Origin of the sequence: Acidovorax sp. 93 (assembly GCF_003633835.1) — a bacterium.
Classification (GTDB): Bacteria; Pseudomonadota; Gammaproteobacteria; order Burkholderiales; family Burkholderiaceae_C; genus Acidovorax; species Acidovorax facilis.
In genome coordinates this window covers 2,941,398-2,961,446 of sequence record NZ_RBIT01000001.1, presented here as the reverse complement: position 1 = coordinate 2,961,446, position 20,049 = coordinate 2,941,398, and the positions used below count along the sequence as shown (strand labels likewise).

The window sequence follows — 20,049 nt, the reverse complement described above, 5'->3', positions numbered from 1 at the left end:
CGGCGTGCGTTGGCTCCGGAATCACCTGTCGCGTGGATGCTGCAGTTCAGCGACACCCAGGGGCACAGGCATAGGTCTTAGGCTGCGCTTAAGCCTTGCCCTCGGACAATCTGGCGCAAAGAGGGCATCTATGAAGCAAACAATAAACAACAGCCATCGCATTGCCATCTGGGCGACGTGCTTGGCCTCTGCGGCAGGGAGTTCGTCATGGGCGCAGGGTACGCCGGAGGGAACGGGCGGCGCTACGCCATCGCTTGATGGCGTCACGGTCACGGCACGCAGGTCGTTGGAGCAGCGTTTTTTTGCAGCCGGGTCGCTGGTTGTGGTGGACCGCAGCGACATCGAGCAAATGGGCGCGTTCTCGGTGGCCGATGTTCTGCGCCAGCTGCCAGGCGTGCAGGTGACGCCAAATGCTGACGGCAGCGTGGAGATCCGCATGCGCGGCATGGAGCGCGGTGCCACGCAGTTGCTCATCGATGGCCAGCGCGTGGGCGGCAAGCGCACGCAGCTGCCCATTGACCAGCTGCCGCCCGAGCTGATCGAACGCATCGAGGTGGTGCGCGCGCCAAGCGCAGAGTTCTCGGGCGCCACGGGCGGCACGCTCAACATAGTGTTGCGCCAGGCCACCGTGAAGCGTGAAACCACGCTGCGCCTGACCGACAACCACGTGTGGGGCCGCAATGCGGGGCAGGCGTTTTTCTCGCGCACCGGCCCCTTGGGGCCAACTTCCACGGGCGCCGACGAGCCTCGCGAAGCGGAGGCCAGCCAGCCCTGGTCGTACTTCGTCGCTGCGTCTGCGACAGGCCTGCTGCTGGGTTCAGACACGCACCGCAGCACGCAGCGTGACGGGGCTGACGTGGCGCAGTCCGACACCAGCGCCCGCTACAAGCGCACCGACTACGCGCTGGTGCCGCGCATCAGCGGGAAGCTGGGGGCGGCAGACCAGGTGACGCTGCGGGCAACCCTCAGCAAGGCTGACTTTGGCGGCACAGCCGACAGCGTGGGCAGTGGCGATGGCACATATGCCCTGAACTCGCAGGAGTCGCACCAGTACGACCGTCGCTATCTGCAAGCAGCCGCCGACTGGACACACCGCTTTGCTGCCAGCAAGCTCGAAACCACGCTGACCGCCAGCCGGGCCAGCGACACCGTGGACCGCAGAGGAGATCTGTTGCGCAACATTGGCGCGGGCGGTGCAGTGGTCACCGACAGCTACAGCTTTGTGGACGACCGGCGCGAGGATGTGTGGAGCCTCAGCAGCAAGCTCACCGGCACGGCCGATGCACTGCTGTGGAGTGCCGGGGCGCAATTTGAAGACCGCAAACTCTTCGTCAGGACCACCGCGAGCGGCGTCCTGCCGGTGAACTCGGGCCTGGACGCTGGCATCCGCCGGTGGGTGGTCTGGGGGCAGAACGAATGGGAGCTGCCGGCCAGCACCACGCTCACGCTGGGCCTGCGCGGCGAGCGTGTGGAGCTGAACGGGGGAAGCTCTGCAGTGGCGGGCAGCAAGCAGTGGAACATCCTCCAGCCATCGCTGCACACCCGCACGCCGCTGTCCGACGACCTGCAGTGGCGTGTGAACCTCGCCCGCGTCACCCAGCTGCCGCGCGTGTGGGACTTGGTGGACCGGGTCATCCCCAGTCAGGGCAGCAACAGCCTGGGCAACCCCGACACCATCGGCAACCCCAACCTGCGCCCGCAGGTGGCCTGGACGCTGGACACCGGCTTCGAGCGGCGCCTGACCAATGGCCACGCAGGTCTGAACCTGTTTGTGCGGCAGATGAGCGATGTGCTGGCGCCCACGCTGCAATTGAACGGATCGCGATGGGTAGAGCAACGTGCGAACGTGGGCGATGCGATGGTTTGGGGCCTGGAAGCGGATGCCCGCACGGGGCTGGCGTGGCTGGGCCTGGGGCCTGACTGGACGCTGTCGGCCAATGCCAGCCTGCTGCAGTCGCGCATGACCAGCGGGCCCAATGAAGGGCGGCGCATCCCCGGGCAGGCCCGCTACGTGGCCACGCTGACCGCTGCCAAACCCATGCCACGCACCGGCGGCTGGTATGGCGGCGCCACGTTGACCATGACCGGGCGTGCCGACCAGGACATCAACTCCACACTCACCGGCCAAAACCGCGCGAACGCCATGCTGGACTTCTACGTGGGGCAGCTGGTACGCGGACTGGGATATTGGCGGCTGGGCGTGTACAACGTGGGCGACGCGCACTTCCGCCGAGATCGCGTGGATGTTTCGGGCGCGGTGCCTGTGGTCAGCCGCAGCAGCATGCAGTGGACGCCGCGTGCGTACCTGACCGTAGGGACGCAGTTTTGAACTCGCTGCGCAACGGTGGTGCAGCGTCCGTCAGCGTTCTCAGTCAGCTGATTGAGCGAGAAAGGTCAGCATGAAAACAGGAACTAGGTTTGCAGCAGTTTCTCGCCAACTCTCTGTACTAGTGGTCACTGCGTCGCTGTGCTGCGCCATGGTGGCCGACGCAGTCGCCGCACCGTTTGGCCCGGCAAAGGAGGTTGACCAAGGCGCCGCCACGGCAGAACCGGTTTTCACGCGGGCCCGCTTGGTGTCCGTTCAGCTGGATCGGGACGGCCGACTGCTGGTGCGTTTGAAGCTGCTGCCGCGCTCCAAGATTCCGTTCACCACGCAGACTTTCACGGTGCGCGACAGGGAGCTTCTGGCTGACATTCCCGAGGGGGCGTGGGTCAAGTTCACGGCCCGAAATATCGATGGTGAAAATACGCTGACCAGCATTCACGCAGTGCCGGAATGCAAGCGCTTTCAGTCCTGCGACTGATATAGCGATGTCACGCCCGACCCTGGTGTCCGGTGCAGCGCGTTACTTTGTCTCCGGGCCGTAGAGCCGCCCTTCGGTCAGCGCCTCCAGCGCATGGCTCAGGTTCGTGCGCGCCTGGGCTTCGTGCCGTTGGTAAAGCAGTTCCGTGCCGTAAATGCGCGGCCGGTCAAGAAACCCCTGCAGCACCGCACTGCGCCCCGCCACATAACGCGGCCAGCGCACAAAAAAGTATTCGCGCCGCACATTGCGTTCGAACTGGCGGTACACCGCGTCGCTCTGGCCGAGGATGGACAGGTCGATATCGACCACCCACTGCGCATCGCCGGTGAGCGGGCCAGGAGTGTGGCGGGTGTCGAGGATGTGCTGGTGCACGGTTTGCGCCAGCGTTGCGGGTAGGCCCTGGCCCAGGATGAAGCGGCTTGCCCAGTCGGCGCTGCGCTCTTCATTGTGTTTGCTCCACGGCCAGTAAATGGCATCGTGATACCACAGGGCCAGCGCAACAGCGTGGGGGTTGTCGAGTGCGGCGGGTTGCTGATCCTGCACCGCGTGCCAATGCCGCAGGCAGGCCCAGAGGTGGGTGGTGTCGTGGTAGGCGCGCGGCCAGCGAGCCCAACTGAGCACAAGCCGTCGCCCCTCTTTACGCCACGCCGGTGTATCCCGGCCGAGTGCTTGGCCCAGCGATGCCCAGTGTGCCAGCAGTTCAGCGCTGTGGGCGGGCTGGCGACGCCAAGGCATGGAGAGCCAAAAAATCAGGCTATGCGGCCGAGCAGAAGGTACTCCATGAGTGCCTTCTGCACGTGCATCCTGTTTTCTGCCTCATCCCACACCACCGACTGCGGCCCGTCGATCACATCCGCCTCGACTTCCTCGCCCCGGTGCGCAGGCAGGCAGTGCATGAACAGCGCATCAGGCTTGGCGGCGGCCATCATCTCGGCGTCTACGCACCAGTCGGCAAACGCCTTTTTGCGCTCTTCGTTTTCTGCCTCGTAGCCCATGCTGGTCCACACATCGGTAGTGACCAAGTCGGCGCCTTGGCAGGCTTCAAGCGGGTTGCTAAAAAATTGATAGCTGCTTGCGCTTGTCCCACCTGCGCCAGCGGCCAATTTCTCATCAATTTCGTAGCCACGGGGTGTGCTCACATGCACCTTGAAGCCCAGCAGCGCAGCCGCCTGCAGCCAGGTATTGGCCATGTTGTTGCCGTCGCCCACCCAGGCCACCGTCTTGCCCTGGATGGAGCCGCGGTGCTCGATGTAGGTGAAGATGTCCGCCAGGATCTGGCAGGGGTGGTATTCGTTCGTCAGACCATTGATGACCGGCACGCGGGAGTTGGCGGCAAAACGCTCGATCTTGGCCTGCTCGTAGGTGCGGATCATCACCAGGTCCACCATGCGGCTGATGACCTTGGCGCTGTCTTCAATCGGCTCGGCGCGGCCCAGCTGGCTGTCGCCGGTGGTCAGGTGCACCACGCTGCCGCCGAGCTGGTACATGCCGGCCTCGAAGCTCACGCGCGTGCGCGTGCTGGCCTTCTCGAAGATCATGGCCAGCGTGCGGTCTACCAGAGGGTGGTGCTTCTCGTAGGCCTTGAACTTCTTCTTGATGAGCGCGGCACGCTCGAACAGGTAGGTGTATTCGTCGGCGGTGAGGTCGTTGAACTGCAGGTAGTGTTTCATGGGCTTGTGTCTCGGTTCCGGCCGATTACTCGGCCAGGATAGCTTTGACCAGCGGGGTCAGTTTGGCGACGATTTCGTCGGCCTCGGTGGTGGTCAGGATCAGCGGGGGAACCAAACGGATCACGCTGTCGGCCGTCACCGACAGGAGCAGGCCGGCTTCGGCAGCGCGGCCAATCAGTGCGCCGCAGGGCTTGTTCAGTTCGATGCCCAGCATCAGGCCCTGGCCGCGAATTTCCTTCACGCCGGGCAGGCTGCCCAGTTCGCGCTGCAGCGCTGCCCGCAGGTGGTCGCCCACCGTGGCCGCATTTTGCAGCAGGCCTTCTTCTTCCATGATGCGGATGGTCTCGACCCCTGCGCGCATGGCCAGGGGGTTGCCACCAAAAGTGGTGCCGTGGTTGCCGGGCTGCAGTACGTTGGCGGCCTTGGGGCCAGCCACCACCGCGCCAATCGGCACGCCCGAGCCCAGGCCCTTGGCCAGGGGCATCACGTCGGGCACGATGCCTGCCCATTGGTGCGCAAACCACTTGCCGGTGCGGCCCACGCCACACTGCACCTCGTCAATCATCATGAGCCAGCCGCGCTCGTCGCACAGCTTGCGCAGCTGCTGCAGATATTCCACGCGCATCGAATTGATGCCACCTTCGCCCTGGATGGTTTCAAAGAACACGGCCACCACATTGGGGTTGCCTTCGGTAGCCTTTTTGATGGCCTCGATGTCGTTCATGGGCACGCGGATGAAACCTTCGACCAGTGGGCCAAAGCCGCTGTGGATCTTGGGGTTGCCCGTGGCCGACATGGTGGCAATCGACCGACCGTGGAAGGCCTTCTCGTACACCACGATCTCGGGCTTGGCGATGCCTTTGTCCACGCCGAACTTGCGCGCGATCTTGAGCGCGGCTTCGTTGGCTTCCAAGCCCGAGTTGCAGAAGAACACGTTCTGCATGCCCGACAGCTCCACCAGCTTGGCGGCCAGTTGCTCTTGCAGCGGCACGTGGTAGTAGTTGGAGGTGTGGATCAGCTTGGTGATCTGGTCTTGCAGCGCGGGCACCAGCTTGGCGTGGTTGTGCCCCAGCGTGTTCACGGCGATGCCACCCAGGCCATCGAGGTATTCCTTGCCGTTCACGTCCCAGACTCGGCAGCCTTGCCCACGGGCCAGCGCGATAGGTACGCGGCCATAGGTGTTCATCACGTGGGGCGAAGCTGCCGGGGTGGTAGCGGTCATGCAGAAATCTCCAGACGGTGCGGTGATGGGTTGGCTTGTGGCCTGTATGAAACCCGAAAAAGCGAAGCACGATTCTAGGGGGAGCCCGGTGCATGGCTGTTGAAGATTGCGCATCACTGCAATGCGGGCACTACCTGAGTTTTGGCCCCTATGTGCAGCCCGACGCAGGGTTTAGGGAGTCAGCTCTTATATAAGAGTTAGAATGTCGCGCTGCGGTGCAGCATGCAGTGATCCTGTGTCTGGCGCGCTCACTACCACTCCAATCCCCGATGGTTTCCCCCTCCTCCAAAGAAGTCTTCATTCAGGGCATCACCCACGATGGGAAAACCTTTCGCCCCAGCGACTGGGCCGAGCGGCTGGCCGGGGTGATGAGCAGTTTCCGCCCCGGCGGAGCGCGCCCTGGCAGCCATCTGAGCTACTCGCCCTGGTGCATTCCCACCACGCTCAATGGCGTGAAATGTGTGGTGGTGCACCGCGACCTGCAGGGCCACGAGCCCATGGCCTGGGATTTCGTCATCAATTTCGCGCGCGACAACAATCTGCAGGTGGCTGAAGCCTGCCTGCTGCCCGATCCCCCGTCCTCCAAGCTCTGAGCCGGCTTGTGGCCTGACCGCTTGCGGGCCAGGGGTGTCTTTTTCGGCCTTTGCGCTGGCTCTCTCACGGATTTCAGCATGGGCTGCCCCAAAGCGGGGCCCTCACGCGTCCGGCTCTTTTGGCTCGGCCCTTTCTTCCCGTCCAGAAACGAAAAAACCGCCCGAAGGCGGTTTAATTCGTTTTTCTTTTGCTGGCAGCGCACCCGTTACAAACGGCGAACGGCATATGCCGTTCGGGCTGTTTGCCTGCCGGGGCAGGCGGAGGGGTTGGTTTAGGCGGCTGCCAGTGCCAGGGCTTTCACCTTGGCAGACAGACGGCTCTTGTCGCGAGCAGCCTTGTTCTTGTGGAAGATGCCCTTGTCAGCCACGGTGTCCACCACGGCTTGCATCTTGGCGAACAGTTCGGTCGCCTTGGTCTTGTCGCCAGCCAGAACAGCCTTTTCGACGTTCTTGACAGCGGTACGGTATTTGGAGCGCAGCGAGGTATTCGCAGCGTTGAGCTTGATGTCCTGACGGACGCGCTTGCGGCCCGACGCCAGGCGCGGGTTCTTTTTCTTGGGTTTAGCGGATGCCATGATTTAGTTCCTTGGGTCTGTGGATGATGCCAGCAAAGCCCGCGATTATAGCCCAAGGCTGTTTGTTCATCGCCATGGTGTTCAAAACCGGCGTAGCGCCATCGCTAGCGTACCCCTGGAACTGGCTCTGCCAGGCCACAGGGTGCGTCCCCCTCTGGGAGAAGGCGCGAAGCGGCTCAGGGGGAATACACTCCCGCCCGTGTCACTGTTCAAAGCCGCCTCCACCGTTTCCCTTTTGACCCTTGCCTCCCGCATCACCGGGCTGGTGCGAGAGCTTCTCATGGCTTCCGTCTTTGGGGTTAGTGCCATGACGGACGCCTTCAATGTGGCATTTCGTATCCCCAATCTGTTCCGGCGGGTGCTGGGCGAGGGCGCCTTCAGCCAGGCTTTTGTCCCGGTGCTGTCCGCCACCCGTGCCCAGGAGGGTGAAGAGAGTGCCCGCGCGCTGATCGACCATGTGGGCACCTTGCTGGCATGGACGCTGGTGTTGCTGTGTATTGCTGGCGTGCTGGGCGCCCCCTGGATGGTGTGGGGCATGGCCAGCGGGCTCAAGCAGTCGCCCCAGGGCTTTGACGCCGCCGTCACCATGACGCGCTGGATGTTCCCCTACATCGGCTTCATGTCGCTGGTGGCGCTGGCGGGGGGCATTCTCAATACCTGGAAGAAGTTTGCAGTGCCGGCGGCGTCGCCGGTGCTGCTCAACATCGCACTGATCCTGTCCATCACGGTGGGCGCACCCTGGTTTTCCCGCCATGGCATCGAGCCCATTTACGCCCAGGCGGCGGGGGTGATGCTGGGTGGCTTGCTGCAACTGGCCATCCAGGTGCCTGCGCTGGTGCGCCTGGGGTTGCTGCCGCGCATTGGGGTGCGCTGGGCGGCCATTCGTGCCGCCTGGTCGGACCCCACCACGCGCAAGGTGGCACGGCTGATGCTGCCCGCGCTGCTGGGGGTGAGCGTGGCGCAGATCTCGCTGCTCATCAATACGCAGATTGCCTCTCACCTGGCCACCGGCAGCGTGAGCTGGATCACCTACGCAGACCGCTTGATGGAGCTGCCGACCGCGCTGTTGGGCGTGGCATTGGGCGTGGTACTGATGCCGCAGCTGGCCAGCGCCCGCGCCAAGCAGGACGACGACCAGTACTCGGCCATGCTCGACTGGGGGCTGCGCTTGGTGGTGCTGTTGTCCGTGCCCTGCATGGTGGCCTTGCTGGTCTTTTCAGAGCCGCTGGTGGCGGTGCTGTACCACTATGGGGCCTTTGGCGACCAGGACGTGCGCCAAACCACCCTGGCACTCACGGGTTATGGCGTGGGCCTGGTGGGCATTGTGGCCATCAAGGTGCTGGCGCCGGGCTTCTATGCCAAACACGACATGCGTACCCCCATGCTGATTGCGGTGGCGGTGCTGGTGCTGACCCAGTTGATGAACTTGGTGCTGGTGCGCTATCTGCAGCATGCCGCCCTGACGTTGACCATTGGCATTGGCGCACTCATCAATGCCGGTTGGCTGTTGATTGGTCTGCTGCGGCGCGGCAGCTACCGGCCCCTGCCGGGGTGGGGCAAGTTCGCCCTGCAGGTGATCGCTGCGAGCGCCTTGTTGGCCGTGCTGCTGGTATGGGGTGCGCAGCACTTCGATTGGGTGGAGATGAAGGGACAAACCCTTCGGCGTATAGGGTTGCTGGCGGCGCTCATGGCCGCGGCGGCCGTGCTGTACTTTGGCGCGCTGTGGGCGGCCGGGCTCAAGCTGCGCCAGTTGCTGCGGCGCTGATTTCACCGAAGGCCACAAATGCCCTGTCAAGAAGGGCTTTCTGTCGCTTGACGCCGCCCGCCCCGGCACTTACAACACCACCATGTCACTGAGCTATTCCGTACCCACCTCGCTGGAGTACTTTGCATCGCTGGTGCAAAGCGATGACCACTTCCCGCTGCTGGAGGCTGCGGCCAGCCTGGCGCAGGACGAATACCCTGAGCTCGACATGCAGCAACTGCTGGGCGATATGGACCAGTTGCTTGCGCGCATCAAGCGCCGCCTGCCTGCCGACGCACCTGCGCTGCAGCGCCTGCGTACGCTCAACCAGTTTTTCTTTGTTGACCTGGGCTTTGGCGGCAACATCAATAACTACTACGACCCCGAAAACAGCTATCTCAACGCCGTGCTGCGAACGCGCCGGGGCATCCCCATCAGCCTGGCCGTGTTGTGGATGGAGCTGGCCCAGGGCCTGGGCCTGCATGCGCGGGGCATTGCATTCCCTGGGCACTTCATGGTCAAGGTGCTGCTGCCCAAAGGACAGGTGGTGCTGGACCCGATCTCGGGCCAGTCGCTCAGCCGCGAAGAGCTTGCCGAACGGCTGGAGCCTTACAAGCGCCGCAACGGCCTGGTGGACGACTACGACGTGCCGCTGGGCCTGTACCTTCAGGCGGCCACACCGCGCGACATCATTGCGCGCATGCTGCGCAATCTGAAAGAGGTGCACCGCACGCAGCACGACTGGCAGCGCTTGATCACCGTGCTCGACCGGCTCATCGTGCTGCTGCCTGACGCCTGGGGCGAGCGGCGCGATCGGGGGCTGGCCCATGCCGAGCGGGGCAACACCCTCGAAGCGATGGCCGATCTGGAAGCCTACCTGGCCCACGCCGAAGACGGGCTCGACATCGACCTGATCGCTGACCGGCTGAGCGCGCTGCGCAACGCCAACGGCTGACGCTCAGAGCGGCGCGCTGCCTTCTGGCAGTGCCGCCTGCAATTGCGCCACCTGCCGACGCAGTTCGGTGTTCTCTGCCGTCAGTTCTGCCACGCGGGCCCGCAGGGCCTGCAGTTCATCGGCGCCCGCTTCGGTGCCCGGGCTGGCGTCCTTGGCCGCAGGGCTTTCGTTCGATGGCGCTTCTTCGCGTGGCTTGCGCTTGTTGAGTTCGCGCACGCGCTTGGCGGCCTGCTTGAGTTCGTCCTTGCCTGCCACCACCGCCGCCACTTGCTCTTCGGCCGGAAGGGTGGCCACAGCCGCTGCCGCATTGATGGAGATGGTGCCGGACTTCACGGCCGCCACCAGTTCCGGTGCGGCATGCTTCTGGATTTTTTCGATCATCACCACCTGGCTGCTGCTCAGGCGCGCGGCCTTGGCAATGGCTTCGCGGCTGTCCAGGGGCGAGGGTGCGGGCAGGGCGGCCGCAGCTTCGGGGGTGTCAGGGGTGGTGGTGGCCGCTTCGGTGTCTGTGGACGTCGTTGCGCGGGCCTTGCGGTCGGCCATGATCTCGCGCTTGCGCAGCGCCAGTACACCGCGCTGGAAATCCGATACGCTGCGGCGTCCCAGGTGCTGGTCGATCATCCACAGGTGCACGTCTTCCATCGACTGAAAGCGCGGGTTCTGCACGGTCTGGAACGGCAGGCCATGCTTTTGGCAGATGCCATAGCGGTTGTGGCCGTCCACCAGCACATCTCCCCACAGCACCAGCGCGTCGCGGCAGCCTTCGGCCAGGATGCTGCGCTCCAGCGCCTCGTGCTCGTCGGGGGTCAGGGGTTCGATATAGGCTTTGAGTTCTTCGTTGACGACGATGTTCATGGCAGGGCAGGCAATCGGGAGCGGGGAAGGGGCGCGATTGTAGAGGCCCCGACAAGAGTCCTGGGCCAGGGCGCCGCCCTGGGCACTACGGGTCTCGCGTGCCCCGCAGCGCCAGCCAGCCCGCTACCGCTGTAAAGGCCGCCACCACGGCCACGATGATCCAGAAGCCATGCCCGTTGTCGGCCAGCGGCACGCCGCCCACGTTCATGCCGAACAGGCCGGCCAGGATGTTGATGGGCAGGGCCAGCACGGTCACCACCGTCAGCACAAAGAGGCTACGGCTGTTGGCTTCCTGCACGCTGGCTGCGATCTCTTCCTGCAGCAGCTTGATGCGCTCTTGCAGTCCCTGCATGTCGCGCAGCACCACCGAGAACTCTTCCGTGGAGTCGCGCAGCTCCTGCGCATCGTCCGAGCCCATCCACGCCGGGGGATGCTGCAGTAGGCGGAACAATGCAGCAGGTTCGGGCGCCAGCAGCCGCTGCAGCCGCACCAGCAGCCGCCGCAGCACACCCAGGCGTGCGCGTTTGTGGTCCAGGCGCCCGGCCAGCAACGCGTCTTCCACGTCGTCGATGCGCTGCGTCACGCCGCGCACGATGTCCACCAGACCCGAGGCCTGCGTGCGCATCAGCTCGGCCAGCAGGGCCACGCTGGAGCAGGGCGCATTGCCGCTGCGCACGGCGGTGCGCAGTGCGTCCACCGACCGCAACGGGCGTGTGCGCCCAGTCACCATCAGGTGCGGCGCCACGCTGGTCCACAGGGTGGCGATGTCCGAGGGCTCGAACGCAAAGTCAAAGTGCGCGTCGTTGAGCACCGCAATCAGGGTGTCGTCGTCGCGCTCGATGCGGGTGGACACAGAACGGTCCTTGAGCGCGTCAAAAAAAGCTTCGGGCAGGTCGGCATGCCGCTCCATCCAGCGCACGGCCTGCGCGTGGCTGAGGTTGAAATGCAGCCACAGGAACTGCCCTTGCGGTGCGGCTCCTGATGGAATGCTTGCCAGCCACTGCGCCGCCTGCACGGTATCGACCTCGCGCGGCGCGGTGTTTGCGGCGAGCAGGTAGCCGCAGATGAGCCCGGCGGCATCACCCCCATAGTTCAGGCTGTTGCCTGCAGGCGCAGCGTTGGGGCGGTGGGGGGCGGGGGGAGCGGAGGGCACGGGCCTGCATTCTGGTCGCTGCACATGACATAGCCGTGACAGATCACACCCGTGTCACGGTCCTGTCACTTGGCGGTACCACCATGGCGCCATCTTTTTTTGCACCGCCGGACGGCACCATGTTCCACAGCAACACCCTTGACACCCAGGAGCTGATGCAGCGCATCGCCAACGACCTCATCGACAGCTACGACGAAGAGCTGGAGCTGGAGATCGAGGACCGCAATGTGGACGACATCGGCGCGCCGCAGCCCACCGATCGCCTGGCGCGCCAGCAGTATTTCAAGGATCTGTTCCAGTTGCAGGGTGAACTCGTCAAGCTGCAGGACTGGGTGCAGCACAGCCGCCAGAAGGTGGTGATCCTGTTCGAGGGGCGCGATGCAGCCGGCAAGGGCGGCGTGATCAAGCGCATCACCCAGCGTCTGAACCCGCGCGTGGCCCGTGTGGCGGCACTGCCTGCGCCCAACGACCGCGAGCGCACCCAGTGGTACTTTCAGCGCTATGTGGCGCACCTGCCTGCGGCCGGCGAGATGGTGCTGTTTGACCGCAGCTGGTACAACCGTGCGGGCGTCGAGCGGGTGATGGGCTTTTGCACCGACGACGAATACGAAGAGTTCTTCCGCACAGTGCCTGAGTTTGAAAAGATGCTCGTGCGCTCGGGCATCACACTCGTCAAATACTGGTTCTCCATCACCGACGAAGAGCAGCATCTGCGCTTTCTGGGCCGCATCCACGACCCGCTCAAGCAGTGGAAGCTCAGCCCCATGGACCTGGAAAGCCGCGTGCGCTGGGAGGCCTACACCAAGGCCAAAGAGACGATGCTGGAGCGTACCCACATCCCTGAGGCGCCTTGGTGGGTCGTGCAGGCGGTGGACAAGAAAAAGGCCCGCCTCAATTGCATCGCCCACCTGCTGTCGCAACTGCCCTACCAGGACGTGCCCCACCCGACCGTGGTGCTGCCCGAGCGGGTGCGCAACCCTGAATACCTGCGCCAGCCGGTGCCCGCGAGCATGTACGTGCCCGAGGTGTATTGAAGAATTGCTATTAAATTTATAGCTATTTGCGCTTGTCTGTCAAGCGCTAGCGGCCAAAATCAGCGCGCCAACTCCTCTCGCACGGCCGCGACTTGCCGGCGGGAGACCGCCAGCAATTCGGTGGACCCCTGCAGCCGCACCGCCCAGCCTTCGCCCTCTTCGGGGTCGTAGTGTTTCTCCAGTGCGCGTACTGCGCGGCGGGCCACGAGCGCATTGCGGTGGATGCGCAGGAAGCGCGGGGCGAACTTGGTTTCTATCTCGCTGAGCGAGCCGTCCATGATGTAGCTGCGGGTGGTGGTGCGCACGGTCACGTACTTCTGCTCGGCCTTGAAGTACAGCACCTCGGCCAGGGGCAGGCGTTCGGTGCGGCCCCGGTCCTGGATCAGCAGGGTTTCGCCTTCGGGCAGGCTGGGCGCCTGGGCGGGTGCGGAAGGGCGTGCGCTGCGCTGCGCCTTGGCCAGTGCCTGCTGCAAGCGTTCGCGGCGCACGGGCTTGGTCAGGTAGTCGGTGGCGTCCAGCTCGAACGCGCTCACGGCGTGGTCGGCGTGGGCCGTCACAAACACCACCGCCGGGGGCTGGGGCAGGGTCTGCAGGGTGTGGGCCAGGGCCAGGCCGTCCTGGCCGGGCATGTGGATGTCGAGCAGTACCAGGTCAAAACCCCGTCCGCCCGTGGGCCCCAGCAGTGCCATGGTTTCGCTCGCGTTGGAGGCCTCGGCCACCGTCATGCGCTGAGCGGGCTGGGCCTGGGCGCAATCGGCCAGCAGGGTGCGCAGGCGGCTGCGGGCGAGGGCTTCGTCGTCAACGATCAGGATGTTCATGGTCTCTCAAGGGGCTGTTGTTGTCGTTGGGGCTGTCCACCATGCGGCGCTGGAACGGCGCCGCGCGGCTGCCATGGCGGTTGCCGGGGTTGCCAGAACTGCGGCGCGCGGGCGGTGCTGTGCTGCGCCCACCCCGGGCGCGGGGCTGGGGGTCGGGGGCGGGCAGGGTAATGCGCACCTGGTAGAGGCCGTCCTGCACGCCAGCGGTGAACTCGCCCTGCACGTCGTGCAGCAGCGCCAGCCGCGCACGCACATTGGCCAGCGCAATGCCGTGGCCGCGGGGCGCGGTGTCTTCTCCATTGCCATGGCTGTTCTTGCCTTCCTTGGGGGGAAGGGTGTTGGTGATGCGCACCACCACACGGCTGCCGCGCAGCTCGGTCAGCACGCGGAGCTTGCCACCCCGGTCGCTGGGCTCCACGCCGTGTTTGACGGCGTTCTCCACCAGGGGCTGCAGCAGCAGAGGAGGCAGGCGGGCGCCGTCGGTGCGGGGGTCCAGGTTCCACTGCACCTGCAGGCGTTTGCCAAAGCGCACCTCTTCGATGCCCAGGTAGCGGCGCGCGAGCGTGATTTCTTCGGCCAGCGTGGTCGATTCACCCTGCTCGATGAGGGCGACCCGAAACAGGTCGGACAGGTCTTCCAGCAGCGATTCGGCCTTGGCCGGTTCTTCGCGCACCAGCGCGATGGCGCTGTTGAGCGTGTTGAACAGAAAATGGGGGCGGATGCGTGACTGCAGCTCCGTCAGGCGCGCCGTGGTGGCTGCGGGCGTGCGGCCCCGCGCGCGCAGCACCAGCGCGGCCACCAGCATGGCTGCCAGCAGCGCGCCCGTGGCGGCGCTGGCCAGCCAGGGCGCCGAGGTGGGTTGCGCCACCAGCGCCAGCATGCCGCAGGCATAGGCCCCGGCCAGGGCACCCAGCAGCACGCCCGCCAGGTATTGCTGCACGGTGGTCAGGCGCTGCAGCACGGTCTTGAGGCTGCAGGCCGTGACCAGCCACAGCAGCGTGGCGGGCAGCGCACCGCCCGTCAGCAGTGCCAGGGTGGCCAGCCATTCCACAGGGTTGCCCGCCCCATACATCGCGCCCACGCCCACCACCAGCTCCACGAACAGCACGGCCCGCAGCACCACGCCCACCTGGCAGGCGTCAAACACCAGGGCCCGCCCGCGCGGCGGCTGCCCGCCCGGCCCGGCGCCAGCGGCCGCCCGCACGCTGCGCGCAGACCTTTCTGGCGGGTCAGAATCGGGCAGCGGGGGCTGGGTCGATAAAATTTGCGTGTTTTGCATTGCGGCGCCCGGGTTGTCCGGGTGTCTGAACCTCCGGATTATTGCCCTCCTTATGTCCAAAGCCCAAGCCACCAGCGCTGACTCTGCGCCGTCCCACAACCAGCTCGACACCAAGGCCCAGGCCTGGTCGGCGTTGTTTTCCGAGCCCATGAGCGACCTGGTCAAGCGCTACACCTCCAGCGTGTTCTTCGACAAGCGTCTGTGGCAGGCCGATATTGCAGGCAGCCTGGCACATGCCGAGATGCTCGCCGCGCAGGGCATCATCTCTGCCTCCGACCACGCCTCCATCCAGCGCGGCATGGCCCAGATCACGTCGGAAATCGAGTCCGGCGCGTTCGAATGGAAGCTGGACCTGGAAGACGTGCACCTGAACATCGAAGCCCGCCTGACCCAGCTGGTGGGTGATGCCGGCAAGCGCCTGCACACCGGCCGCAGCCGCAACGACCAGGTGGCCACGGACGTGCGCTTGTGGCTGCGCGGCGAGATTGATTTGATCGGCGACCTGCTCAAAGAGCTGCAGGTGTCGCTGGTGGATGTGGCCGAGCAGAACGTCGAGGTGATCCTGCCCGGCTTCACCCACCTGCAGGTGGCTCAGCCCGTGAGTTTTGGCCACCACATGCTCGCCTATGTGGAAATGTTCAAGCGCGATGCCGAGCGCATGGCCGACGTGCGCCGCCGCACCAACGTGCTGCCCCTGGGCAGCGCGGCCCTGGCCGGCACCACCTACCCGCTGGACCGCGAGCGCGTCGCAAAAACTCTGGGCATGGAGGGCGTGTGCCAGAACAGCCTGGACGCCGTGAGCGACCGCGACTTCGCCATCGAATTCACCGCCGCCGCCAGCCTGTGCATGGTGCATGTGAGCCGTCTGTCTGAAGAACTCATCATCTGGATGAGCCAGAACTTCGGCTTCATCAAGATCGCCGACCGCTTCACCACCGGCTCTTCGATCATGCCGCAGAAGAAGAACCCCGACGTGCCGGAACTGGCGCGCGGCAAGACCGGCCGCGTGGTGGGCCACCTGATGGGCCTGATCACCCTGATGAAGGGCCAGCCCCTGGCCTACAACAAGGACAACCAGGAAGACAAGGAGCCGCTGTTCGACACCGTAGACACGCTCAAAGACACGCTGCGCATCTTTGCCGAGATGGTGGGCGGCCAGATGAACCCCGCCACGGGCCAAAAGGAAGGCGGCATCACCGTGAACGCGCAAGCCATGGAGCAGGCCGCCCTCAAGGGCTACGCCACGGCCACCGACCTGGCCGACTATCTGGTGAAAAAGGGCCTGCCCTTCCGCGACGCGCACGAAACCGTGGCCCATGCCGTGAAGGCGGCCACCTCGCACGCGTGCGACCTGTCGGAGCTGCCTTTGACGGTGCTGCAGGGCTTTCACCCCGCCATCGAGAAGGATGTGTACGAGTGCCTGAGCCTGCGTGGCTCGCTCAACGCCCGCAATACGCTGGGAGGTACGGCCCCGGCCCAGGTGCGTGCACAGCTTGCGCGCCACCGGGCACGCCTGGCCTGATTTTTGCGGTGCCCATTGCACATCCTTTTGGAGCTTTTGCCATGACCCCATCCCGCCGCAGCCTGTTGTCCCGTCTTTTGCGCACCAGCGCCTTTCTGGGGGCTGCGCTGACCGTGGGGCTCGCGTCGGCGCAGTCGGCCAAGCCCATTCGCCTGCTGGTGGGGTTCCCGCCCGGCGGTGGTTCGGACGCCATTGCGCGCACCTTGTCCGAGAAGCTCAAGGACGAACTGGGCGTGCCAGTGGTGGTGGAAAACCGCCCTGGCGCCGGGGGCCAGATTGCGGCCCAGGCGCTCAAAGCCGCAGTGCCCGATGGGACCACGCTGTTCATCACGCACGACCACACCATCTCCATCCTGCCCCAGGTGGTCAAGAACGCTGGCTTCGACCCGGTGCGCGACTTCGTTCCCGTCGGTGGCTTTGCCACCTTTGTGAATGCATTCGCCGTCTCGGGCGGCACGCCCGCCAAGTCGTTCGGCGACTACGTCAACTGGGTGCGCACGGCGGGCCAGGGCAAGGGGGCCGTGGGTATCCCGGCGCCAGCTTCCACCCCCGAATTCCTGGTCAAGCTGATCGGGCAGAAATACCAGATCGACCTGGTGTCCGCCCCCTACCGGGGCAGCGCGCCCATGATGGCCGACATGCTGGGCAACCAGATCGGTGCAGGCGTCGCCTCGGTGCAGGATTTCATCGAGAACCACAAGGCGGGCAAGGTGCGCGTGGTGGGCGTGCTCGGCACCAAGCGCCAGGCCGCCATGCCCGATGTGCCCACGTTCGACGAAATGGGCCTCAAGGGCTTTGAAGACCTGCCGTACTACGGCATCTACGCCCCCACCGGCACACCGCAGAAGTTCATCACCGAGTTCTCCATCGCCCTGTCCAAGGTGGTGGCGATGCCGGATGTGCGCGAGCACCTGACGGCCATGGGCCTCACGGTGGGCTACATGACACCGCAGCAGCTGGCCACCCGCCAGGCGGCCTACACCGAGGCTTGGACGCGCATCATCAAGACCAGCGGGTTTGTGGCGCAGTAGGTCAGGGCGTGCCTGGTGTGGTCAGTCGAGCGGATGCCGCTGCATCCTCCAGTTCCTGAGAACGGTCGAATTGCGGAAATTCAAACTGCGGATTCACGTGCTTCAGATTTCTAAGGCTGGGCCGGGTCTTTGAATTGGTGCGCCGCAAAAGCCGTGACCCGGTCAAAGCGCTCCTCGGGCAGGGTGTCCAGAGTCTGCTGCGGGCGCGGGGCCTGCAGACGTTCATTCTCATCGGCGCGATGGCTCTTTCATGGCAGTGTCTGTGCCGTCGCGGCGGCTGCCTTTTGGGGCCGTGGCCGAGGCTGCGAAGCGGGCCGGTGCCCGCAGTTCAGTGCGCGCGCGCCCGGCCCGTACCCTGCGACGGCGTGCCTCCGCGCCCGAACTGGTGCCAGGCCCGGCGCAGCTGGGTGTCGGAGCTGAACCCCGCCATCAGTGCCGCCTGCGTCACGTTCTGGCCCGAGCGCAGCGCGGCCTCGGCCGTGGCCAGGCGGATGCGCCGCAGGTACTGCAGCGGGGCGATGCCTGCATGTTCCAGAAACAGCCGCGTGAGGTGGCGCGGCGAGGTGTGTGCCACCTCGGCCATCTGCGGCACGCTCCAGTCGGCCTGCGGTTGCTGGCCCACGGCGTCCTGTACGCGGTGCAGTGCGGGATGCATGTGGTTGCGGTGGTGCAGAAACGGCGAGAACTGCGGGTCATCCGGCCCCCGGCGCAGCCCGATCACCATGGCCTGCGCCACCTGCACCGCCACCGTGGGGCTGCAGATGTCGGAGATGCGGTGGAGCAGCAGGTCGATGCCGGTGGTCACGCCTGCGCTGGTGTAGATGGGGCCATCGGCCACGAACACGCGGTTGGCGGCCACGTCGCAGCGTGGGTCTACCAGGGCCAGCTCGTCCAGGTGCAGGTGGTGCGTGGTGGCGCGGCGGCCGGTCAGCAGCCCCGCATGGGCGGCCAGCACCGCGCCCGCGCACACGGTGACCAGCTCCAGCTGCCCGGCCACCGGGCGCAGTCCCCGCAGCCAGTGCAGCAGCGCCTGGGCTTCGGCGCCGCTCACGTCGATGTGGTGGCCTGCCAGGCCCACCAGCACCACCCACGCGGGGCTGGGCAGTGTGTCAGGCAGCGGCGCCAGCCCGGTGACAGCGACCCCCACGGACGACATCGACTCGGGCGTGGGGCTCACGAAGTGCTGCACAAAGCGCTCTGGTTGGCCCAGGGCGACCAGGGTCTGGTTGGCAATCCGCAGCGCCTCTGCGGGGCCCGCCCAGTCCAGCACCAGGCTGCCAGGCAGCAGGGCGAAGTACACGTGGATGGGGGAAGGTGTTGTGTCCTGCATGACAAGTTATTGAAAACGGGGCCGCTCCCAAGGGGGTTTATGGCTCCCTGTTCCACGGGGTGTCCATCTGGCGGGCGGTGCGCTCCGCAAGTGCTGCGCCCGCCAGCCGGGTGACCAGGTGCAGGCTCATGTCAATGCCGGCGCTGATGCCAGCCGACGTGACCAGCGCCCCCCGGTCTACCCAGCGCACATTTTCCCGCACATCCAGCGCGGGAAACTGCGCGCGCAGGTCGGCAATGTCCTCCCAGTGGGTGGTCGCGGGCCCTTCGGTGAGTACGCCAGCGGCCGCCAGGATGAACGCACCCGTGCACACCGAGGCGGTGATCTGCGCGCCATGCGCCGCCTGTGCCACCCAGGCACGGGTGTCTGCGCAGGCTGCGGCGGCGTCCACCACGCCGCCGGGCACGATGAGCACATCGGGCGCGGTGGCGCTGGTGAAGTCCGCGTCCGGCAGTACGCGCAGGCCAGCGCGGGCCTGTACGGGGGTCAGGCTGCGGGCCACGCACTGCACGGCAAAGGGCGTGGGTGCGCCAGGCTGCAGGCGCTGCGCCATGCGCATGGCGGTGGTGAACACTTCGTAGGGGCCGCCCAGGTCCAGGGCTTCCACCTCGTCAAAAACGAGGATGGCGACTTGCAGGGGCTTTGGGGGTTCGATGGCAGATGGCGTGGTCATGGTGTGGTGCGGGGAGGGTGGTGGGCAAACACATAACGCGGATAGGTGCCGTGCGCAGTCGTTGTGGCCTTCAGGTCGATATCGACGGTGCAAAAGGGTTGTTCTGCCGTGGTGCGGGCGAGCAGGGCGCCATCGGGGCTGATGACCCAGCCCGCGCCGCCATAGGTGCCTGCGGCGTGGTCCGCGCGGTTGGACGACAGGCTGTAGGCGCCAGTGCGCACGGCGGCCACGGTGCCCACGGCCAGCCATTTGTCCGTGGTGGCGGCCGCTGTGGCGCGCGGCGACAGGATGGCCTGCAGCCCGCCCAGCGCCGCATAGTGGGCATAGGTGTCCAGCGCCCAGAGTTCGGTGCAAATATTCAGGCCGAAGGCCAGCGGCCCGGCGTTGAAACGGGGAAATGCTGCATCACCGCGCTCAAACCACTGGGCCTCCCAGCCACCCGGTTCATCGGGCAGGTGGAACTTGCGCCGCAGGGGCGCGTAGCCGGTCTGCGCGGACCAGAGAAAGCCTTCGTTCAAGCGCTGCCCGCCGATCGTGACAGGCCTCGCTCCCACCACCCAGTCGGCGCCCAGCTCGGGCAGGCGGGCTGCCCAGGCGTCGCTGAGTGCGACGGCGGCGCCCCAGCGTGCAGGATCGGCGGGGAGCGATTCCCACACCGGCTCGACAAAGGCGAACTCGGGCAGCAGCACCAGCTCGGATTGCGCGCTGTGGGTGTGGGCGCACAGTGCTACCCAGGCAGCTTCGAGCAGATGGGGTTGGTAGGGCAATTCGCAGACAGTGGCGCGCATGGT

The 20,049-nt window shown here is 65.7% G+C and carries 19 protein-coding genes; 8 read left to right on the top strand and 11 right to left on the bottom strand.

Going from position 1 to position 20,049, the window contains the following annotated elements; translation table 11 throughout:
* Nucleotides 1–130: 130 nt before the first annotated feature.
* Nucleotides 131–2,329 carry a TonB-dependent siderophore receptor gene (locus tag C8C93_RS13520; protein ID WP_158603270.1) on the top strand — a complete coding sequence of 733 codons (2,199 nt, stop codon included), beginning with the start codon at nt 131–133 and terminating at the stop codon, nt 2,327–2,329.
* 148 nt (nt 2,330–2,477) lie between these two features.
* Nucleotides 2,478–2,804 (top strand): copper-binding protein, encoded by a 327-nt coding sequence (locus C8C93_RS13515; RefSeq protein WP_121508793.1) that lies wholly within the window; start codon nt 2,478–2,480, stop codon nt 2,802–2,804.
* Nucleotides 2,805–2,846: 42 nt separating this feature from the next.
* Here C8C93_RS13515 and C8C93_RS13510 read toward each other — a convergent pair whose 3' ends face one another.
* From C8C93_RS13510 to C8C93_RS13500, 3 genes are read right to left on the bottom strand one after another with little or no spacing between them, the layout of a single operon-like run.
* Nucleotides 2,847–3,539: a hypothetical protein gene (locus C8C93_RS13510; protein WP_121507237.1), complete on the bottom strand. Its 693-nt coding sequence runs from the start codon at nt 3,537–3,539 to the stop codon at nt 2,847–2,849.
* Between the two features lie 14 nt (nt 3,540–3,553).
* On the bottom strand, nt 3,554–4,474 hold the full coding sequence (gene argF / locus C8C93_RS13505) for an ornithine carbamoyltransferase (protein ID WP_121507236.1): 921 nt from the start codon (nt 4,472–4,474) through the stop codon (nt 3,554–3,556).
* Between the two features lie 25 nt (nt 4,475–4,499).
* On the bottom strand, nt 4,500–5,696 hold the full coding sequence (locus tag C8C93_RS13500; RefSeq protein ID WP_121507235.1) for an aspartate aminotransferase family protein: 1,197 nt from the start codon (nt 5,694–5,696) through the stop codon (nt 4,500–4,502).
* 269 nt (nt 5,697–5,965) lie between these two features.
* Between C8C93_RS13500 and C8C93_RS13495 the strand changes: the two genes are divergently transcribed.
* Nucleotides 5,966–6,289, top strand: a complete 324-nt coding sequence (locus C8C93_RS13495; protein ID WP_121507234.1) for a DUF3579 domain-containing protein — start codon at nt 5,966–5,968, stop codon at nt 6,287–6,289.
* Between the two features lie 272 nt (nt 6,290–6,561).
* Here C8C93_RS13495 and rpsT read toward each other — a convergent pair whose 3' ends face one another.
* On the bottom strand, nt 6,562–6,864 hold the full coding sequence (gene rpsT, locus C8C93_RS13490) for a 30S ribosomal protein S20 (RefSeq protein WP_008905691.1): 303 nt from the start codon (nt 6,862–6,864) through the stop codon (nt 6,562–6,564).
* 199 nt (nt 6,865–7,063) lie between these two features.
* Between rpsT and murJ the strand changes: the two genes are divergently transcribed.
* A complete protein-coding gene (murJ, locus tag C8C93_RS13485; protein ID WP_121507233.1) occupies nt 7,064–8,629 on the top strand; it encodes a murein biosynthesis integral membrane protein MurJ in 1,566 nt (521 codons plus the stop codon).
* 82 nt (nt 8,630–8,711) lie between these two features.
* On the top strand, nt 8,712–9,563 hold the full coding sequence (locus C8C93_RS13480) for a SirB1 family protein (RefSeq protein ID WP_121422607.1): 852 nt from the start codon (nt 8,712–8,714) through the stop codon (nt 9,561–9,563).
* 3 nt (nt 9,564–9,566) lie between these two features.
* Here the strand turns inward: C8C93_RS13480 and C8C93_RS13475 are convergent, their stop codons facing one another.
* Both C8C93_RS13475 and C8C93_RS13470 read right to left on the bottom strand, forming a co-directional pair.
* Nucleotides 9,567–10,418: a plasmid replication/partition related protein gene (locus tag C8C93_RS13475; protein ID WP_121507232.1), complete on the bottom strand. Its 852-nt coding sequence runs from the start codon at nt 10,416–10,418 to the stop codon at nt 9,567–9,569.
* A gap of 85 nt (nt 10,419–10,503) precedes the next feature.
* Complete coding sequence (locus C8C93_RS13470; RefSeq protein ID WP_233559384.1) at nt 10,504–11,571, bottom strand: transporter; 1,068 nt, start codon at nt 11,569–11,571, stop codon at nt 10,504–10,506.
* Between the two features lie 119 nt (nt 11,572–11,690).
* Here C8C93_RS13470 and ppk2 point away from each other — a divergent pair, with 119 nt between their 5' ends.
* The gene (gene ppk2, locus C8C93_RS13465) at nt 11,691–12,605 is read left to right on the top strand and encodes a polyphosphate kinase 2 (RefSeq protein WP_121508792.1); all 915 of its coding nucleotides are present in this window, start codon (nt 11,691–11,693) and stop codon (nt 12,603–12,605) included.
* Nucleotides 12,606–12,664: 59 nt separating this feature from the next.
* Here the strand turns inward: ppk2 and C8C93_RS13460 are convergent, their stop codons facing one another.
* A complete protein-coding gene (locus tag C8C93_RS13460; protein ID WP_055394454.1) occupies nt 12,665–13,423 on the bottom strand; it encodes a LytTR family DNA-binding domain-containing protein in 759 nt (252 codons plus the stop codon).
* Nucleotides 13,404–14,702, bottom strand: coding sequence for a sensor histidine kinase (locus C8C93_RS13455; RefSeq protein WP_121507231.1), 1,299 nt, complete (start codon nt 14,700–14,702; stop codon nt 13,404–13,406). Before C8C93_RS13455 ends, C8C93_RS13460 begins: the two co-directional genes overlap by 20 nt.
* A 52-nt stretch (nt 14,703–14,754) precedes the next feature.
* Here C8C93_RS13455 and argH point away from each other — a divergent pair, with 52 nt between their 5' ends.
* Together argH and C8C93_RS13445 are read left to right on the top strand one after the other, a co-directional pair.
* A complete protein-coding gene (gene argH, locus C8C93_RS13450; protein ID WP_121419269.1) occupies nt 14,755–16,224 on the top strand; it encodes an argininosuccinate lyase in 1,470 nt (489 codons plus the stop codon).
* A gap of 41 nt (nt 16,225–16,265) precedes the next feature.
* On the top strand, nt 16,266–17,255 hold the full coding sequence (locus C8C93_RS13445) for a Bug family tripartite tricarboxylate transporter substrate binding protein (RefSeq protein ID WP_121419270.1): 990 nt from the start codon (nt 16,266–16,268) through the stop codon (nt 17,253–17,255).
* 328 nt (nt 17,256–17,583) lie between these two features.
* On the opposite strand, the gene C8C93_RS13440 is transcribed toward C8C93_RS13445, so the two are convergent.
* Genes C8C93_RS13440 through C8C93_RS13430 form a run of 3 tightly spaced genes read right to left on the bottom strand, consistent with a single transcriptional unit; the run spans nt 17,584 to nt 20,046 of the window.
* The gene (locus tag C8C93_RS13440; protein ID WP_055395067.1) at nt 17,584–18,585 is read right to left on the bottom strand and encodes a GlxA family transcriptional regulator; all 1,002 of its coding nucleotides are present in this window, start codon (nt 18,583–18,585) and stop codon (nt 17,584–17,586) included.
* Between the two features lie 37 nt (nt 18,586–18,622).
* On the bottom strand, nt 18,623–19,258 hold the full coding sequence (locus tag C8C93_RS13435; protein ID WP_121507230.1) for a DJ-1/PfpI family protein: 636 nt from the start codon (nt 19,256–19,258) through the stop codon (nt 18,623–18,625).
* Nucleotides 19,255–20,046: a carbon-nitrogen hydrolase family protein gene (locus tag C8C93_RS13430; protein ID WP_121507229.1), complete on the bottom strand. Its 792-nt coding sequence runs from the start codon at nt 20,044–20,046 to the stop codon at nt 19,255–19,257. The genes C8C93_RS13435 and C8C93_RS13430 overlap by 4 nt, the downstream gene beginning before the upstream one ends.
* Nucleotides 20,047–20,049 lie beyond the last annotated feature (3 nt).